This window comes from Pseudomonas sp. TMB3-21 (assembly GCF_054898145.1).
In genome coordinates, this window is record NZ_CM142718.1 from 2,969,104 (window position 1) to 2,986,634 (window position 17,531).

At 60.1% G+C, this 17,531-nt stretch carries 12 protein-coding genes and 2 pseudogenes; 5 read left to right on the top strand and 9 right to left on the bottom strand.

The features are described from left to right. The first annotated feature begins 229 nt into the window (after window positions 1-229). Window positions 230-1,651: an arginine-ornithine antiporter gene (arcD, locus tag ACYZTS_RS13660; protein WP_028621938.1), complete on the top strand. Its 1,422-nt coding sequence runs from the start codon at window positions 230-232 to the stop codon at window positions 1,649-1,651. 137 nt (window positions 1,652-1,788) lie between these two features. Here the strand turns inward: arcD and ACYZTS_RS13665 are convergent, their stop codons facing one another. From ACYZTS_RS13665 to gap, 9 genes and pseudogenes are all read right to left on the bottom strand, one after another. Further along, window positions 1,789-3,120 (bottom strand): CoA transferase, encoded by a 1,332-nt coding sequence (locus ACYZTS_RS13665; protein WP_461989822.1) that lies wholly within the window; start codon window positions 3,118-3,120, stop codon window positions 1,789-1,791. A 104-nt stretch (window positions 3,121-3,224) separates the two neighbouring features. Continuing rightward, complete coding sequence (locus ACYZTS_RS13670; protein ID WP_442961293.1) at window positions 3,225-3,980, bottom strand: methyl-accepting chemotaxis protein; 756 nt, start codon at window positions 3,978-3,980, stop codon at window positions 3,225-3,227. 102 nt (window positions 3,981-4,082) lie between these two features. After that, a pseudogene (locus ACYZTS_RS13675) lies at window positions 4,083-5,363 on the bottom strand (methyl-accepting chemotaxis protein); the annotation flags it as partial. Between the two features lie 154 nt (window positions 5,364-5,517). Beyond that, window positions 5,518-5,756, bottom strand: a pseudogene (locus tag ACYZTS_RS13680) (YbaN family protein); the annotation flags it as partial. Continuing rightward, entirely contained in the window at window positions 5,750-6,358 is a 609-nt protein-coding gene (locus ACYZTS_RS13685; protein WP_461989824.1) for a biliverdin-producing heme oxygenase, read from the bottom strand. The pseudogene ACYZTS_RS13680 and the gene ACYZTS_RS13685, both read right to left, overlap by 7 nt. A gap of 109 nt (window positions 6,359-6,467) precedes the next feature. Then, complete coding sequence (locus ACYZTS_RS13690) at window positions 6,468-9,059, bottom strand: TonB-dependent receptor (protein WP_461989826.1); 2,592 nt, start codon at window positions 9,057-9,059, stop codon at window positions 6,468-6,470. A 121-nt stretch (window positions 9,060-9,180) separates the two neighbouring features. Then, the gene (locus tag ACYZTS_RS13695; protein ID WP_461989828.1) at window positions 9,181-10,146 is read right to left on the bottom strand and encodes a FecR family protein; all 966 of its coding nucleotides are present in this window, start codon (window positions 10,144-10,146) and stop codon (window positions 9,181-9,183) included. 119 nt (window positions 10,147-10,265) lie between these two features. Next, on the bottom strand, window positions 10,266-10,784 hold the full coding sequence (locus tag ACYZTS_RS13700) for an RNA polymerase sigma factor (RefSeq protein ID WP_461989830.1): 519 nt from the start codon (window positions 10,782-10,784) through the stop codon (window positions 10,266-10,268). Window positions 10,785-11,008: 224 nt separating this feature from the next. Then, on the bottom strand, window positions 11,009-12,010 hold the full coding sequence (gene gap / locus ACYZTS_RS13705) for a type I glyceraldehyde-3-phosphate dehydrogenase (protein WP_028623018.1): 1,002 nt from the start codon (window positions 12,008-12,010) through the stop codon (window positions 11,009-11,011). A gap of 220 nt (window positions 12,011-12,230) precedes the next feature. Between gap and edd the strand changes: the two genes are divergently transcribed. The 4 genes from edd to ACYZTS_RS13725 all read left to right on the top strand — a co-directional run bounded on the left by edd (window position 12,231) and on the right by ACYZTS_RS13725 (window position 17,382). Further along, on the top strand, window positions 12,231-14,057 hold the full coding sequence (edd, locus tag ACYZTS_RS13710) for a phosphogluconate dehydratase (protein WP_028623017.1): 1,827 nt from the start codon (window positions 12,231-12,233) through the stop codon (window positions 14,055-14,057). Next, window positions 14,054-15,013, top strand: a complete 960-nt coding sequence (locus tag ACYZTS_RS13715; RefSeq protein WP_028623016.1) for a glucokinase — start codon at window positions 14,054-14,056, stop codon at window positions 15,011-15,013. The genes edd and ACYZTS_RS13715 overlap by 4 nt, the downstream gene beginning before the upstream one ends. Before the next feature lie 178 nt (window positions 15,014-15,191). Then, entirely contained in the window at window positions 15,192-15,923 is a 732-nt protein-coding gene (locus ACYZTS_RS13720; protein WP_461989833.1) for a response regulator, read from the top strand. Continuing rightward, window positions 15,913-17,382, top strand: coding sequence for an ATP-binding protein (locus ACYZTS_RS13725; RefSeq protein ID WP_461989835.1), 1,470 nt, complete (start codon window positions 15,913-15,915; stop codon window positions 17,380-17,382). Before ACYZTS_RS13720 ends, ACYZTS_RS13725 begins: the two co-directional genes overlap by 11 nt. Window positions 17,383-17,531: the final 149 nt, after the last annotated feature.

Genomic DNA, 17,531 nt, shown 5'->3' on the forward strand with positions numbered 1-17,531 from the left:
TAGTTGGTTTTACGGTTTACGCAACTTTTTGCCGATGCTCCACGTCTGGGATAAATTATTTACGGTCACGTTAAGCTGTTATTACTGCGGATCGTCATAGAAGCATCGGCTATAAATAAAATCCGGATTGCGTATTATCGGAAAGGTTATTTGTTTCTGGTGCTGTAGTTAGATTCATTTATATGACAGTTATTGCGGCGCGGGTCGCACCGAACAAGGAGATGCAGGCATGCCGACGCAGAAACTGAAGTTGAGCGCGCTGATCGCTCTGGTGGTCGGTTCAATGATTGGCGGCGGAATTTTCTCCCTGCCGCAGAACATGGCCGCGCGGGCCGACGTCGGAGCGATTTTGATCGGCTGGGCGATCACGGCGGTGGGCATGCTGACCTTGGCCTTCGTCTTCCAGACGCTGGCCAATCGCAAACCCGAACTGGATTCCGGTGTGTACGCCTACGCCAAGGCCGGGTTCGGCGATTACATGGGCTTTTCGTCGGCATGGGGCTACTGGATCAGCGCCTGGCTGGGCAATGTCGGTTATTTCGTTCTGCTGTTCAGCACGCTCGGGTATTTTTTTCCGGTCTTTGGCCAGGGCAACACACCGGTCGCCATCGGCTGCGCTTCCGTGCTGTTGTGGGCCGTGCATTTTCTGGTGATGCGCGGGATCAAGGAAGCGGCGTTCATTAACCAGGTCACCACCGTGGCCAAGATTGTGCCGCTGATCATGTTTATCGTGATCGCTGCCGTGGCGTTCAAGGCCGACATCTTTACCCGCGACATCTGGGGTCGCAGCAATCCGGATTTTGGCAGCGTGATGGAGCAGGTGCGCCACATGATGCTGGTCACGGTATTCGTGTTCATCGGCATTGAAGGCGCCAGCGTCTATTCGGCCCGCGCGGAAAAACGCAGCGATGTCGGCCGGGCGACCGTGATCGGTTTTCTCGGGGTGCTGGCGCTGCTGGTGTTGGTCAACGTGCTGTCGCTGGGGATCATGAGCCAGCCTGAACTGGCGAATTTGCAAAACCCGTCGCTGGCCGGGGTGCTGGAGCATATCGTCGGGCCTTGGGGCGCTTTGCTGATCAGCATCGGCCTGGCGATTTCGTTGCTCGGCGCATTGTTGTCATGGGCCTTGCTGTGTGCCGAGATTCTTTTTGCCACGGCGAAGGACAAAACCATGCCGGCGTTTCTGACCAAGGAAAATGCTAATCATGTGCCGGTCAACGCGTTATGGCTGACCAATGTGATGATCCAGATTTTTCTGCTGATCACGCTGTTTTCCGCAGGCACTTACACCAGTTTGATCTACCTGGCGTCGTCGATGATTCTGGTGCCGTACCTGTGGTCCGCGGCGTATGCGGTGTTGTTGAGCGGGCGTGGCGAAACCTACGAACATGCTTCGGCCGAGCGCCGCAAGGACCTGATGATCGGCGGCATTGCGCTGGTGTATGCGGTGTGGCTGCTGTATGCGGGCGGGGTGAAATATCTGTTGCTGTCGGCGTTGTTGTACGCGCCCGGAGTGATTCTGTTTGCCAAGGCCAAACGGGAGCAGGGCATGCCGCTGTTCACCCGGGTCGAGAAGGGGATTTTCACCTGCGTGCTTGCGGGGGCGGGGTTGGCAGCTTATGGGTTGTACAGCGGGTTGTTGGCGTTGTGAGGGACTGATCCAGAACTTGTGTCTGCAATGCTGGCCTCTTCGCGGGCAAGTCGGGGCCGCCGAGCAGCGACCAATTGGCTGCGGCTAAACGCGGTCGACTGTGGGAGCCGGGCTTGCCCGCGAAGACGGCTGAACAGTCACCACCACTGCGGGCGATGGGAACCCAATTCACAGGACGCCAGCGTCCACTGCAAGGGTGTTCCGGTGATTTTCAGCGGTACATTCAACCGATGCGCCGGCCCCCATGGCGTCTGCTCAATGAGAACGCCTTGATCGTGTTCATCTTCGGGCCGCAACGGCTCTGCAGTCCCGGTGCCGCCATCGATCAACAGCTTCGCTGTGCGCGCCAGCGACAATCTTGCCGAGCCGCCACTGCCCAATAACCTGATCGCCGCCGCAGCCATCAAATACCCGGTGGCGTGGTCAAGCGCCTGCAAAGGCAATGGCGTCGGCTTGTCAGCATTTTTCCACTGCATGCCTGCTTCGGCGATACCGCTGCTCATTTGCACCAAACTGTCGAAACCGCGACGGTGCTGCCACGGGCCGCCCCATCCGTAGGCGTTCAGGCTGACATCGATCAACTCTGGCGACAGCCGCTGCCGTTCTGCGACGCCATAACCCAGACGTTCCAGAGCATCGGCGCGGTAGCCGTGCAGCAGAATGTCGGCGCCCCCGAGCAGGCCTTCAAACACCGCCCGGTCAGCGGCGTCATGTAAATCGAGGCGCGCACAGCGTTTGCCCAAGGTTACTTCGGGCACCACGCCAGGCTCATTCCAGGTCGGCGGATCGATGCGCAAGACGTCGGCGCCCAGCCCCGCAAGAAAACGACTGGCGATCGGGCCGGCAAGCACCCGGGTCAGATCCAGGACCCGGATCCCGGCGAGCGGTTGCGCCACCGAACCTTGCCACGGCTTACTTCGGTTACCGTCATTGCCGGCGAACTGAACCAACGGCTCGGCATTCACCGCCAGCCCTTGGGGATGTGCCTGCCATTGCGCCCACGTGCGCATTTCTGCCGCGCAACCGCCTGCCGCGACCACGGCATCCTCCAGCTCGGTTTTGCCCCATTGCGCCACCTTGGCCGCCATGGCCGAGCGATCCGCGCAGGCACCCAGTACCTGTTCGGCTGCCGTGCGGTGGTGAGGCGCGTTGGTGTGCAGGCGAATCCAGCCGTCCCGGGTCGCGTAGTCGCCGGCGATCGGGTCCCACAAGGGTGGCACGGTCCACCCCACAGGGCGGATCGACGTAGCGAACCAGAATGACGCAAGTCGGCGGTCGACTTCCAGGCCGGGCAAGCGGCCGGTGTGTTGTTGCAGCAATTCGCTGACCGCTTGGCCGGCAGCCGCGATGCTGGCGCAGGCCAGGTCCGTCACGGCAAACGCCGAGGGCAGCGCGCCGCTCGAAGTGAAAGCTATCGTTGTGTGCGGCAAGCCGAGCGCGGCTTGAATGGACGTGAGTAAACCAGTCATCGAAGGCCCTCCGGAACGAGAGCCCGAGCATAGATCAAAAGAAGTGACATGCAGCATGAAAACTGTGGGAGCGGGCTTGCTCCCACAGGGTTTCGGTTTGATTCCTAAACCCGAAACTGATCCATCAACTTCATCTGCTGATTGGCCAGTGCATTGAGGTGGCTGCTGATCTGCGCCGATTCAGTCGCTTGTCCGGTAAGGGTTTCGGTAACGGTGCGGATTGCCGAAACGTTGCGATTCACCTCTTCGGCCACTGCGCTTTGCTGCTCGGCGGCGCTGGCGATCTGCAGGTTCATGTCGCTGATCACGGTGACCGCGTCACTGATTTTGCTCAACGCCTGCACCGCTTGCTGAATCTGTCCGGCGTTGCTGTGCGCCTGGGTCTGGCTCGAATGCATGGTGGCCACGACGCCGCGCGTGCCGGTCTGGATGCGTTCGATGACGATGCGGATCTCTTCAACCGAATCCTGTGTGCGCTTGGCGAGGTTGCGCACCTCATCGGCGACTACCGCAAAACCACGACCGCTTTCACCGGCGCGAGCCGCTTCGATTGCCGCATTGAGGGCGAGCAGGTTGGTTTGCTCGGCGATGCTGCGGATCACTTCCAGCACCGAGCCGATCTGCTCGCTGTTAACCGCCAACGCTTCGACTTCGCCCACGGCTTTGCTGACTTCGTCGGCCAGTTGATTGATGTCGCGGGTGCTGCGCTCGATGATCGCCATGCCGTCGCGGGCTGACTGATCGGCACCCTTGGCGGCGTTGGCGGCATTCGACGCGCTGTTGGCGACGTCGTGCGCGGTGGCGCTCATTTCATTGGACGCGGTGGCGACCTGATCAATTTCGCGGAACTGCACTTGCATGCCTTCGCTGGTCTGGCGGGCGATTTCCGAAGACTGATCGGCAGTGCCGCGCGCATCGGTGATGCTCTGCTTGATCTGCGCGATGGTCGGTTGCAGCTTGTCGAGGAAACGGTTGAACCAGCTGACCAGCTCGCCAAGCTCGTCTTTTTTGCTGTATTGCAGACGCTGGGTCAGGTCGCCGTCGCCACTGGCGATCGCCTTGAGCATTTCGGCCACGCTGTTGATCGGCCGGGTCACGCCGGTCGCGGTCAGCCAGATCAGCAACAAGCCGATCAGTCCTGCTGCAGCGGCGACCGCTACCGCCATGATCGTGCCTCTCTCCTGAGCGTCATCGAGCACTTCCTGCAGCTTGACCGAGTCTGCCAGCAGCACTTGCTTGGGCAGGTCGATCACCACGGCCCAGGCTTTGGAATCGGTAATCGGGCTGACCGGATACACCGCACGAATCAGCTCACCTTGTTCAAGAATTTTTGGCGTCCCCGCACTGAGCAGTTGCAAGACATCCTTGCCGTCCGCACCCAGTGCGTCAGCGATATTTTTGCCGACCTTGCTTGCGTCATTGCTGAACCCGGCAAGCACGCCACTGCCAGAAACAATCATCATGTGCCCGGCGTTGTGGAACAGATCGCGCTGGGAATCGACGGCGGCGGCTTGCAGTGCATCAAGTGCGATGTCCACACCCACCACGCCAATGGATTTGCCATCCACCAGCAACGGTACGGAAATGGTCGTCATGAGCATTTCCTTGCCGCCAACGGTGTCGGCATAGGGGTCCAGCAGGCAGGTGCGTTTGCTGTCCCGAGGGCAGGTGTACCAGCTGTTGTAGGGAGTGCCGCTGAGGCTCAGCGTCGTTTTGGTCATGTCGTCTTCGACCATGATCGTATTCATCCCGGCACCGCCGGCACGGCTCCAGTAACTGGCAAAACGTCCCGCTTCGTTGGACTGCCGCGCTTCGTCGTTGACGAATTCGCTGTCCTTGCCGTCGAGACCGTTGGGTTCGAACGCCAGCCAGATTCCCAATACTTTGTTGTTGCGCTCGAAGGCGGTTTTCAGGCTCTGGTTCAACTCTTCGCGCACCGCGCTGGCCTCAAGCGAGCGCTTGGCGGCCATGCTGCGCAGGTCCTGGATCTGGTCCGCCAACGCGGTCACCACCAGCAGGCTTTCGCCGAAAGTTTTCTGCACCCGCACGGCTTGTTCAGCGGCCTTGGCTGCAAGCAGATCCTGCACACTGGCGGTGAGCATCTTGCTGCTGGAGGCGCTGACCAGTTGATCGTTCTGGTTGGTCTGGTAGATGTTCATGCCGACGATCAGAACGACAACGCCCAGCAGGCAAAGCCCCGACAGCAGAACTATTTTCAGGCGGATGGAAAGGGAGTCGAACATAGGGCGAGCTCGCAAATGAATGAGTGACTGGCTGTGAGTCGAAGTCGACCCGAGTTGCCAAATCCATTCAGCGCCATTCCTGAACCATCGGCGTGGCGGTGCTTTGCATGAGGGAAAGTCGATGAGCGGTCAGCGCAAGCGTTTGCGCGGTTTGTCAGGAAGGTTTCAGGCTAGATTCAGGCCTTGACCAGATCCACAAATTGCCCGCGCCCATCCCGACAATGGCCAGGTAAACCGGCCAGCCATGATCGAGCGTCACCAGCATCAACCCTGCGCAAAGCAACATACTCAAGGTGGCGCTGACCTTCGCCCGACGCGCGATGACCTTGCCGTTGCGCCAGTTGCTCAGGATCGGTCCGGACAGCCGATGGTTTCCAGCCATGCACTCAGGCGAGTTCGGCGGAGTTGGCGTAGGCCCGCTCCAGCAGCACGGTGAAGCGGTTGAACGCCTCAAGGGCACCTTTGTCCAGTTCGGCTTCTTCCTGTGGGCTGAGCTCAAGCGCGTCGAGCGTGCGCACAAAGCTTTTCCAGCCCTCGGCGCGGCCGCCGGCCGGTTCGCCGAGATGGCGGGCACCAAATGCCTCACTTAAGCACAGCCCCACCGCGCGCTTGATCAGAAACGCCGCGCCGAGCTTGGAACCCTCCGAGACAAACAGCCAACCCAGCGCTTCGGCTTGGCTCGGCTTGTTCACAGCACCCGGGACCGGGGCCGGAACCTCGGTTTTGAGATCGGCGAGATCGGCTCGGGCCGCTTCGGCACGGCAGCGCGCCGGGAGGTCAGGAATGATCGCCGTCAGCGCCGCATCGTTGTACAGCGACACCAGTTCCGCCTGGAACAGGTATTGCGCAACCACGAATCGGGCGAAATTGGCTTGGCTTTCGAAGGGCGCGTGGGCTTTGACCAAGGCATCGAGTTTAGCGTGAGGCTCGTTGGTGATCTGGTTCACGCGTTGCGAACGCAGGGTTGGTCGTTGGGTAGTGGCCTGGGACGTCATGTAAAAATCCTTTGAGAAAAGAGGCGTCTGCCAACGAGACGAATCAGCAGGCGCCGGACAGTAAAAAAGCTTCTGCGTGGTTGGCGAAAACCACGCAGCGCAGCGCGGGTCAGATGTCCCAGATCAGGTTGACCGCGAAGTTACGCCCAGGCTGAGTCAGGCGATCCAGGTTAGCCGGGTTGATCACCGCTGCCTCGCCAACGCCGTCGTAACCGCGCACGTCGTCCCACAACCAGTATTTCTTGTCGGTCAGGTTGTAGACGCCGGCGCTGACGGTCACATCGTCGGTCACCTTGTAGAACCCGCTCAGGTCGAGCATGCCGAAGCCCGGCGATTTGAACTGGCTACTGACGCCGTCCGGTGATTTGAAGTTGCTGTCGTCGACCCGGTCCTTCTTCTTCACCACGGTCCAGCTGAGCAAGCCGCCGTAGTTGTCCTGGTCGTAACCGAGGCCGAATACGCCGGTCATCGGGTTGACGCTGTTGATCGGTTCGCCGGTATCGTTGTTGCGGCCGTAGAGATAAGCCACCGAGCCTTGGGTATACAGACCTTGCGGCGCGCCGAAGACATCCAGGCTCAAGCGACCCTTGATCTCGGCTCCCTTGATGGTGGCGCGTTTGATGTTGTTGCTTTGGAATTTCAGCTCATCGTAGCCGGGGCTGATCGCATCTTCGTTGATGAAGTCGCGGTACTTGTTGTAGAACACCGCCACGTCGAATGAACCGTGCTCGAAGTTGCCGCGCAGGCCGGTTTCGAAGCCTTTGCTTTTTTCCGGATCCAGGTTGGGATTGGGTTCCACGCTGTAACCTTCAGCGGCGTTATCGAAGCGTCCGTAGAGGGCTTTGGCGGTTGGCGTGCGGAAACCTTCGGCATATTGGCCATACCAGGTGTATTGCTCGGTCAAGGCGTAGGTCAGGCCGAATTTCGGCGACACCTTGTGCCACGTCTTGTTCTTGTCACTGACCGTACCGCTCCCGTCGGGGGCGACGGTGTTGAGGAATTCCTGGGTGATCTTCGGCTTGAGTTGCGTGTAGTCGTAGCGCAGGCCGGGCAGGAAGGTCCATTTGTCCCAACTGATCTGATCCTGTGCAAACAGGCTGTAGGTGTTGATGGTCGGGTCGGGGAAGTCGCTGGATTTTTTCAGCACGTCGGCTGGGCTGACCGCGCCGACTACCCGGCAACTGCCGAAAACCGCCAGGCAAATGCCATTGCCGCTGCGCGAACCAGTGACTTTCTGCTGTTTGATCGTGGTGCCGTAGGTCATCAAGTGATCGGTCTGGCCGAGGCTGAAAGCCTTGTCGAGCTGCGCGTCGAACACCCACTGCTTCTCTTCGTAAAGAGTGTCGCGCGTTCGCAGCACCTGGCGAGATATCGGGTAGTAGAACTCAGCAGTGCTCTGGTCGGTCTTGGCGACCTGGTGGTTAAGGCTCCACTTGACGTTGTCCACCAGCACGCTGTCGAGGGTGAAGCTGTTTTCCACGCCGAGCCGTTCTCGGGTGACGGTGTCGTTGCCGGTCCGCCATTGGTACATACCTCCGGGCAGGACGCGGTCCGGGATGGTCGGCTGGCCATTGAAGAACGGCCCGCCATAAGCGCTTTTCAGATCGGCATCGCGATCGTCCTTGTACTTTTCGTAGGTCAGGCCCAGGCGTGAATTTTCGTTGTAGTTCCAGCCGACCTTGGCCAATACGTTGTAGGTGCGCACGTCTTCCGGGTTTTGCGCGGTGCGGGCCAGGCCGGTGCCGTTGTTGTTGCCGTAAGATTCGGTTTCGTGGCCATCGCGCTGGCTGTAATGCAGCAAGCCGTCGAACTGACCGGCACGCCCGGCGACCGTGGCGGATTTCAGCCAGCTTTCGTCGGCGGAACTGTAGCCGGTCTTGAGGCGCGCGCCGACATCGCTGCCGGGTTTGATGATGTCGTCGGGGTTGAGCGTGAAGTAACTGACTGCACCGCCGATGGCGTTGCTGCCGTACAGCACCGACGCCGGGCCACGCAGGATTTCCACATGTTTGATGATTTCCGGGTCGACGTAATTGCGTTGGGTCTTGGCGTACGGGCCGTTGAAGAAGCCATTGGGAATTTCCACGCCATCGACCTGGGTCAGGATCCGGTCGCCGTCGATGCCACGGATGTTGTAGCCGCTGATCCCGCCACGTTGGCCGGCGCCACCCACGGAAACTCCCGGTTCATAGCGCACCAGATTCTTGATCGTGTTGACGTTGTTGCGGTCCAGTTCGTCGCGGGTATGGACCGTGACAGTTCCCGGCACACTTTCCACGCTTTGTTCCTGACGTGTGGCGCTGATGGTCACCTGCTGCAGATTCAACGCGCCGCCGCTGGTGCGTCTTTCCAGCACGATGCTGTTATTGCCCAGTTTGCGATAGCTCAGGTTGGTCCCCACCAACAGGCGATCCAGGGCTTCTTCCGCCGGCAGCGATCCGCGCACGCCCGGGGACGCGACGCCCTGTGCCAGTTCCGCCGACAGGCCGACTTGCCAGCCGGTAACGCTGGTGAACGCGTTAAGTGCCGAGACCAATGATTGCTGGGGGATAGCAAATGCGTAGTCGCCCAGGGTGCGCGTTGGTTGTCCGGCGGCGGTAGCCGCCAGGAGCGGCGCGCTGCCGGCCATGAGTATGGCCGCAGTCAGCAGCGACAGCATGCGCGACGGTGAAGAAGAGTGGCGGGTGAGGCGAGAGGACATCGATAGCGCTCCGTGTCGCACGAATCTTTATAGGTGCTGATCGGCATGCGAGATGCGAATCAATTGCATTGGCTATAACGAGACGAACGAGCTTCAGCTATCGAGTAAAAATAATTATCATTCAGTTCAGAATCACCAGCGCAGGAAATTCCTGCAGGCGCGCCGAGGTGATGTGCGCGAGCGAGCGAACCACGTCCAGCGGCTGATCGAGGCGGTAATTGCCCGTCACGGCAACATTCGCCAACTGCTGGTTGTTATTGATGATCCAGCCAGGGTAGTAGCGGCGCAGCTCCGCCAGCACTTCGTGCAACGGGCAGTTCTCGAATACCAGGCGACCCTGAACCCAGGCCAGGTCTGTTGCCGCATCAAGTTTGCCAGGGCGGTCAAAACCGTTCGGGCCGATGCGGATGCTTTCGCCGGCGGACAAACGAATCCGCGCGTCGTCGCGGGTCGCCTGCAAATCGATATCGCCGCGCTGCACCCGAACTTGCGCCACACCGTCGAGGTAGCGCACGGCGAACGCCGTATCGCGGACACTGGCCTTGACCGGGCCGGCATCGATTTGCAGCGGCCGGTCACGGCTGGCCGGCACGTCGAAAAATGCCTCGCCCTGATACAGACGGGCAACACGCTGCTGGTCGTTGATGGTGCTAGAAAAGGCTGAGTCGGTATTCAGCAGCACTTGCGAACCGTCTTCCAGCTGCAAGCGCTGGCGCTCGCCGACCACGGTCAAATGGTCAGCCTGAAGGCGCAAGGGCACGTTGCTGAAACTGAATAAACCAAGGATCAGCACGGCAGCGGTGGCCAAAGGTTTCCAGTGCGGACGCAGGCGTGAAAGCACGCTGACTTTGGCTGGCAGGTCGGCGAGGCGCTGCGCGGATTGCGCCACTTGCGGACCGTCCCAGATCGCCTGTGCCTTGGCGAAGGCTTGCTCATGCAGGGGATCGGCGGCCAGCCAGGCGTGGAACTGTCGTGACTGCTCCTCGTCGGGATTGCCCAGCACGATCAGCCAGTCCAGGGCCTCGTCCATCGCATGGGCAATGTCTCGCGCCGGGTCCGGCTGAGGGGGGCGGTAGGGGTCCGTCACGGTGTTTCCTCGGCAGTGTCTATGCACGGCTGTTTTATAAGTGAAGCCTGGATTGAGCGGCAAGGGTAGCAAAGTAACCGGGCTGTCGACCCCGATCGTTGGATAGCCCGCTTACAGACTCAGTGGCCGTTCAAACGTTCGGCGACGCCGACGCAGATGGCCATGATCAGTTTCAATTCCTTCTGCACGGTGCTCAACGAGACATCGAGCTTGTCGGCAATCTCCAGATAACTGTGCCCGTGCAGCCGGCTGAGGATAAAAATCTGCTGCTGACGATGGCTCAGCTCACTGAGACTCACGTTCAAACGCTCCAGTAAGCGCTCGGCATGGGCGGCGTCTTCGGCGCTGCTGACCGGCGCGGCAACACTTTCCACGACGTCCAGCGGCACATCGTCGAGCATTGTTCGCGACTGAATGCGCCGCGCACGCAGATGGTCCAGCGCCAGGTTACGGGCCGTCTGGAAGACGAAGGGTTCAAGGTGATCGATGGCCCGCTCGCTGAGCGCGCGGGTGACCCGCAAGTAGGTCTCCTGAAGAAGATCTTCAGCGGTGCTGTGGTTGTTGACCATCCGCTCCAATGTGCGCAGCAGAGAGACCCGCTGTGCGATGAAGACGTGATTGAAGCGCGATTGACTCACGGGAAGACCTGATCCATTTCAAGCGAATGATAATGCTTATCATCTGCATGAGTGGTCAAGCGCTCAATTGTGAAAAACTGCGCAGTGCGATTATTCGGCGTCACACAACGCCCTGTAGGAGCGAGCCTGCTCGCGAAAGAGGTCTGAACTACGCGTTAATCCAGACAGCACGCGTTATCGTTTACCGCTATCGCGAGCAGGCTCGCTCCTACAGGGGAGGGGGGTTACTCGGCGTTGCACAGCGCCAGGCAGTTATCCAGCATGCGGTTGGAGAAACCCCATTCGTTGTCGTACCACGCCAGCACTTTCAGCAGTTTGCCGCTGGACTTGGTGTGGTTGGCATCGAAGATCGACGACAGCGGGTTGTGGTTGAAGTCGCTCGAGACCAGCGGCAGGGTGTTGTAGCCGAGGATCTTCGAATGCTGGCTGGCTTCTTTCAGCAGCGCATTGACTTCATCGGCCGAGGCTTCGCGCTTGAGTTGCACGGTCAGGTCGACCAGTGAAACGTTGATCACCGGCACGCGCACCGCCATCCCGGTCAGCTTGCCCGCCAGTTCCGGCAGCACCAGACCGACCGCTTCAGCGGCCCCTGTTTTGCTCGGGATCATGTTCTGCGTGGCCGAGCGCGCGCGGTAAGGGTCGGTGTGGTAGACGTCAGTCAGGTTCTGATCATTGGTGTAGGCATGGATCGTGGTCATCAGACCGCTTTCGATGCCCAATTCGCGGTGCAGTACCTGAGCGACCGGAGCCAGGCAATTGGTGGTGCACGACGCATTGGAAATAATTTGATGCGATTGACGCAGAATGTCGTGGTTGACCCCGTACACCACCGTGGCATCGGCGCCTTTGGCCGGGGCCGAGATGATCACTTTGCGTGCGCCGGCGGTAATGTGCGCAGCGGCCTTCGCGCGGTCGGTGAACAAACCGGTGCACTCGAACACGACGTCGATTTTTTCCGCTGCCCAAGGCAGTTCGGCAGGGTTGCGAATGGCGCTGACAGCAATACGATCGCCATTGACGGTCAGGCTCTCCTGGTCGTGCTGCACCTGGGCGTCGAAAGTGCCGTGAACGGTGTCGTATTTGAGCAGATGCGCATTGATGGCACTGTCGCCCAGGTCATTGATTGCAACAATCTGCAAATCCTGGCGGTAGCCTTGGGTATACAGTGCGCGCAGGACGTTGCGGCCGATACGGCCAAATCCATTGATTGCGATGCGAAGAGTCATTTAACTGGGCCGCCGTCGATTTGTTGTTGGAATTACAAGATTATTCGCATAAAAATAGAAAACAAGCCTTTTTAGTGGCAATATTTTGTTCAATCTACAACGAGTGACCTGAATCAACTGGTCCGACCGATCAAGTAAACCGTCCGTCATCTCATCGACAGGCGCCCTTGGTCAGCATAGACAATCAGGTCGCCACATCCGTTAGCCTGGAGTTCTACACATGCATCCCCGCGTCCTTGAGGTCACCGAACGGCTTATCGCCCGTAGCCGCGCAACTCGTGAGGCTTACCTTGCGCTTATTCGCGGGGCAGCCAGCGACGGTCCGATGCGCGGCAAGCTGCAATGCGCCAACTTTGCCCATGGCGTGGCCGGTTGCGGCAGCGATGACAAGCACAGCCTGCGGATGATGAACGCTGCGAACATCGCAATTGTTTCGTCATATAACGACATGCTCTCGGCGCACCAGCCGTACGAAGTTTTCCCTGAACAAATCAAGAATGCCCTGCGCGAAATCGGCTCGGTCGGGCAGTTTGCTGGTGGCACGCCGGCCATGTGCGATGGCGTGACCCAGGGCGAGCCGGGCATGGAGCTGAGCCTGCCAAGCCGTGAAGTGATCGCGATGTCCACCGCCGTCGCGCTCTCGCACAACATGTTCGACGGCGCGCTGATGCTCGGCATCTGCGACAAGATTGTCCCGGGGCTGATGATGGGCGCCTTGCGTTTCGGTCACCTGCCGACCATCTTCGTCCCGGGCGGGCCGATGGTCTCGGGTATTTCCAACAAGCAGAAAGCCGATGTGCGCCAGCGCTACGCCGAAGGCAAGGCGACGCGAGAGGAGCTGCTGGAATCGGAGATGAACTCCTATCACAGCCCTGGCACGTGCACGTTTTATGGCACCGCCAACACCAATCAGTTGCTGATGGAAGTCATGGGCCTGCACTTGCCGGGCGCTTCTTTCGTCAACCCGAACACACCGCTGCGTGATGCCCTGACCCGTGAAGCGGCGCAGCAAGTCACACGGCTGACCAAGCAGAATGGCAATTTCATGCCGATCGGCGAAATCGTCGACGAGCGCTCGCTGGTCAATTCAATCGTCGCGTTGCACGCCACCGGCGGCTCGACCAACCACACCTTGCACATGCCGGCCATCGCCATGGCGGCGGGCATTCAATTGACCTGGCAGGACATGGCCGATCTCTCCGAAGTCGTGCCTACCCTGAGTCACGTCTACCCGAACGGCAAGGCTGATATCAATCACTTCCAGGCGGCGGGCGGCATGTCTTTCCTGATCCGCGAACTGCTCGCGGCAGGGTTGCTGCACGAAAACGTCAACACCGTGCTCGGCCATGGCTTGAGCCGGTACACAAAGGAACCGTTCCTCGATAACGGCCAACTGGTCTGGCGCGAAGGCCCGGTCGACAGCCTCGACGAAGAAATTTTGCGTCCGGTTGCCCGCGCATTTTCGCCAGAGGGCGGCTTGCGGGTGATGGAAGGCAACCTCGGTCGCGGGGTGATGAAAGTTTCCGCGGTGGCGCTGGAAAACCAGATTGTTGAGGCCCCGGCCATGGTGTTCCAGGATCAGCAGGATCTGGCCGATGCGTTCAAGGCCGGTCTGCTGGAGAAGGATTTTGTCGCGGTCATGCGTTTCCAGGGCCCGCGCTCCAACGGAATGCCGGAATTGCACAAGATGACGCCATTCCTCGGCGTGCTGCAGGACCGTGGATTCAAAGTCGCTTTGGTGACGGACGGCCGCATGTCCGGCGCATCGGGGAAAATCCCGGCGGCCATTCATGTCAGTCCCGAAGCTTATGTAGGTGGCGCTTTGGCGCGGGTGCAGGAGGGCGATATCATCCGCGTCGATGGCGTCGAAGGCACACTTGAGCTTAAGGTAGACGCCGACGAATTTGCAGCGCGCGAACCTGCCAAAGGGCTGTTGGGCAACAACATCGGCAGCGGTCGCGAACTGTTTGGTTTCATGCGCATGGCCTTCAGCTCCGCAGAGCAGGGCGCCAGCGCCTTTACTTCTGCCCTGGAGACGCTTAATTGAAACTGGCTTTGGTCGGGGACATCGGTGGGACCAACGCACGATTTGCGTTGTGGAAAAACCAGCAGCTGGAATCAATTCAGGTGCTGGCGACGGCAGACCATGTCAGTCCGGAGGAGGCCATCGCGGTCTACATGACCGGGCTGGGTCTGGAGCTGGGCTCGATCGGCTCGGTGTGCCTGTCGGTGGCCGGTCCGGTGGGCGGTGACGAGTTCAAGTTCACCAACAATCACTGGCGGCTCAGCCGCAAGAATTTTTGCCGGCTGCTGCAGGTTGATCACCTGACGTTGATCAATGATTTTTCGGCGATGGCGCTCGGCATGACCCGTCTGCAGCCGGACGAGTTTCGCGTGGTGTGCGAAGGCACGCCGGAACCGTTGCGGCCAGCGGCGGTGATTGGTCCGGGCACGGGGCTTGGCGTGGGCACGTTGCTTGACCTCGGCGATGGCCGTTTCGCAGCATTGCCGGGCGAGGGCGGGCATGTTGACCTGCCGCTGAGCAGTCCGCGTGAGACCCAGTTGTGGCAGCACATCTTTGACGAGATCGGCCACGTCAGCGCTGAAACGGCCTTGTGCGGCAGCGGTTTGCCGCGTGTCTACCGGGCTATCTGCGCGGTCGACGGTCATGAGCCGGTGCTCGATTCGCCGGAATCGGTGACGGCGGCCGGTCTGGCCGGCGACCCGATTGCGCTGGAAGTGCTGGAGCAATTCTGCTGCTGGCTCGGGCGCGTGGCGGGCAATAACGTGCTGACCACGGGTGCGCGTGGTGGCGTGTACATCGTTGGTGGCGTGATTCCGCGATTTGCCGATTTTTTTGTCGAAAGCGGTTTCGCCAGGTGCTTCGCCGACAAGGGCTGCATGAGCGATTACTTCAAAGGCATTCCGGTGTGGCTGGTGACGGCGCCGTATTCCGGGTTGATGGGCGCGGGTGTGGCGCTCGAGCAATCCGTCCCCGCTTGAATGCGATCAAAATGTAGGAGTGAGCCTGCTCGCGATGACGGTGTGTGCAGTCGACAGAAATGTTGAATGTAAAACCGCAATCGCGAGCAGGCTCACTCCTACAGTGGTTTTGTGGTGTTTGTAAAATCGGTGCTTAAGGCATAATCCTCCGCAATTCAAACAACAAGGACGCCGCCCCGTGAGCTCAGTCAACAAGTCGATTTTGTTGGTCGATGACGATCAGGAGATACGCGAGTTGCTGGACACCTACCTGACCCGCGCCGGTTTTCAGGTACGGACCACGCCCGACGGCGCAGGCTTTCGCCAGGCCCTGAACGAGGCACCGAGCGATCTGGTGATCCTCGACGTGATGCTGCCGGACGAAGATGGTTTCAGCTTGTGTCGCTGGGTTCGCCAGCACCCGCGTCAGGCACAAGTGCCGATCATTATGCTCACCGCCAGTTCCGACGAAGCCGACCGCGTCATCGGTCTTGAGCTGGGCGCCGATGATTACCTCGGTAAACCCTTCAGTCCGCGTGAACTGCAGGCGCGCATCAAGGCGCTGTTGCGCCGTGCCCAGTTCGGTCAGGAACGCTCCGGCGGGGAAGTACTTGCCTTTGACGACTGGCGCCTGGACATGGTCAGCCATCGACTGTTTCACACAGACGGCGAAGAAGTAATTCTCTCCGGCGCCGATTTTGCCCTGCTGAAACTGTTCCTTGATCACCCGCAGGAAATCCTCGACCGCGACACCATCGGCAATGCCACCCGTGGTCGCGACCTGATGCCGCTCGATCGTATCGTCGACATGGCCGTCAGCCGCTTGCGCCAACGCCTGCGCGACACCGATAAGCCGCCACGCCTGATCCGTACGGTGCGCGGCAGCGGCTATCAATTGGCAGCCAATGTAGTTGCCAGCAATGGTCACTGATTTTTTACGCAAACTTGCCGGCAAAGTGCCGGTGCCTCGCTCCTTGCTGGGACGGATGTTGCTGCTGACCTTGCTGGCGGTGCTGTTTGCCCAAGCGCTGTCGAGCGTGATCTGGGTCTCGCAATTGCGCGCCACCCAGCTTGAGGGGCTGGTCACCAGCGCCCGCAGCCTGGCCCATTCGATGACCGCCAGCGTCAGTTATTTCCGATCGCTGCCGGTGGCCTTCCGGCCGCTGGTGCTCGATCAGTTGCGCAGCATGGGCGGCACCCGATTCGTGGTGACGCTCAACGACAAGCCGCTGGGCATGGAAGTGCTGCCGACGACCCCGCGCAAAGCGGCGGTGCTCAAAGCTGTGGACGAAGTGCTGCGTCAGTCCCTGGGCCAGGACGTCGACATTTCCGTGACCTTCGTCAGCCCCGAGGACCTGCGGATATTCAACGGCGGATTGAAACTCGATGAACTGCCGCGCTCGTGGGCGCACTACGCGCTGACCCTGGAGCCGGTCAATCCGCCGGTGCTGGTCACGCAAATCCAGATGGCACCAGGGGAATGGCTGTACATCGCTTCGCTGCTGCCCGAACCCTACACCAGCCTTGAAGAGCAAGGCCTGCCCAAGCAACAAGTCTGGTTCATCATCCTCACCAGTGGTTTTTTGCTGTTGTTTATCGGCGTGCTGGTGCACTGGCAGAGCCGGCCGCTCAAGCGCCTTGCCCGTGCTGCGCGTGAGATGTCGCTGGGCGCCGACGTGCTGCCCGTGGCCGAGGGTGGTGGCAGTGAAGTGGTGGAAGTGGGGCGCGCGTTCAATGCCATGCGCGAACGCATCAGCCGTTATCTGACCGAGCGCAGTCAACTGTTCAGCGCGATTTCCCATGACCTGCGCACGCCGATCACGCGCCTGAGGTTGCGTGTCGAACTGCTGGAAGACGAGAAGCTGCAAGCCAAGTTCGGTCGCGATCTGGATGAGCTGGAACTGCTGGTGAAGGGCGCTCTGCAATGCGTCAAAGACACGGATATTCACGAAAACATCGAGCCAGTGGACCTCAATCATGTGCTCGATTGTCTGGTGGAGCCCTACCTGGCGCCCAATGGCAACGGCCGCGTCACCCAGCACGGGAGGGCACTGGCGGCGTATCCCGGAAAACCGCTGGCGCTGAAGCGTTGCATCGGTAACCTGATCGACAACGCGTTGAAGTACGGGCAAAACGCGCACCTGCATATTGATGATGACGAAAACGCCTTTGTCCTGCATGTCGACGACGAAGGCCCGGGGGTACCTGAGCAACGCATGGAGCAGGTGTTCGAACCGCATTTTCGCCTGGCCGGGCAGCAGCAGGGTTACGGGTTGGGACTGGGCATTGCGCGCAACATTGCCCACAGTCATGGCGGCGAAGTCAGCCTGCAGAATTTGCGCGAGGGTGGGTTGCGGGTGACGTTGCAGTTGCCACGCTCAATCGACTGACGCCACTCTGTGGCGAGGGGGCTTGCCCCCGTTGGATCGCGAAGCGGTCCCCAAAACCATCACCCACAGATTGCCTGTAAAAATCAGGTCGCAGATTTTACGACTGCTGCGCCACTCAACGGGGGCAAGCCCCTCGCCACAGGTCATCG

Excerpts from the sequence above, each read along its gene's own strand:
- arcD (WP_028621938.1), top strand. The coding sequence starts at position 230 with ATGCCGACGCAGAAACTGAAGTTGAGCGCGCTGATCGCTCTGGTGGTC.
- ACYZTS_RS13665 (WP_461989822.1), bottom strand. The coding sequence starts at position 3,120 with ATGACTGGTTTACTCACGTCCATTCAAGCCGCGCTCGGCTTGCCGCAC.
- ACYZTS_RS13670 (WP_442961293.1), bottom strand. The coding sequence starts at position 3,980 with ATGCAAGTGCAGTTCCGCGAAATTGATCAGGTCGCCACCGCGTCCAAT.
- ACYZTS_RS13685 (WP_461989824.1), bottom strand. The coding sequence starts at position 6,358 with ATGACGTCCCAGGCCACTACCCAACGACCAACCCTGCGTTCGCAACGC.
- ACYZTS_RS13690 (WP_461989826.1), bottom strand. The coding sequence starts at position 9,059 with ATGTCCTCTCGCCTCACCCGCCACTCTTCTTCACCGTCGCGCATGCTG.
- gap (WP_028623018.1), bottom strand. The coding sequence starts at position 12,010 with ATGACTCTTCGCATCGCAATCAATGGATTTGGCCGTATCGGCCGCAAC.
- edd (WP_028623017.1), top strand. The coding sequence starts at position 12,231 with ATGCATCCCCGCGTCCTTGAGGTCACCGAACGGCTTATCGCCCGTAGC.
- ACYZTS_RS13725 (WP_461989835.1), top strand. The coding sequence starts at position 15,913 with ATGGTCACTGATTTTTTACGCAAACTTGCCGGCAAAGTGCCGGTGCCT.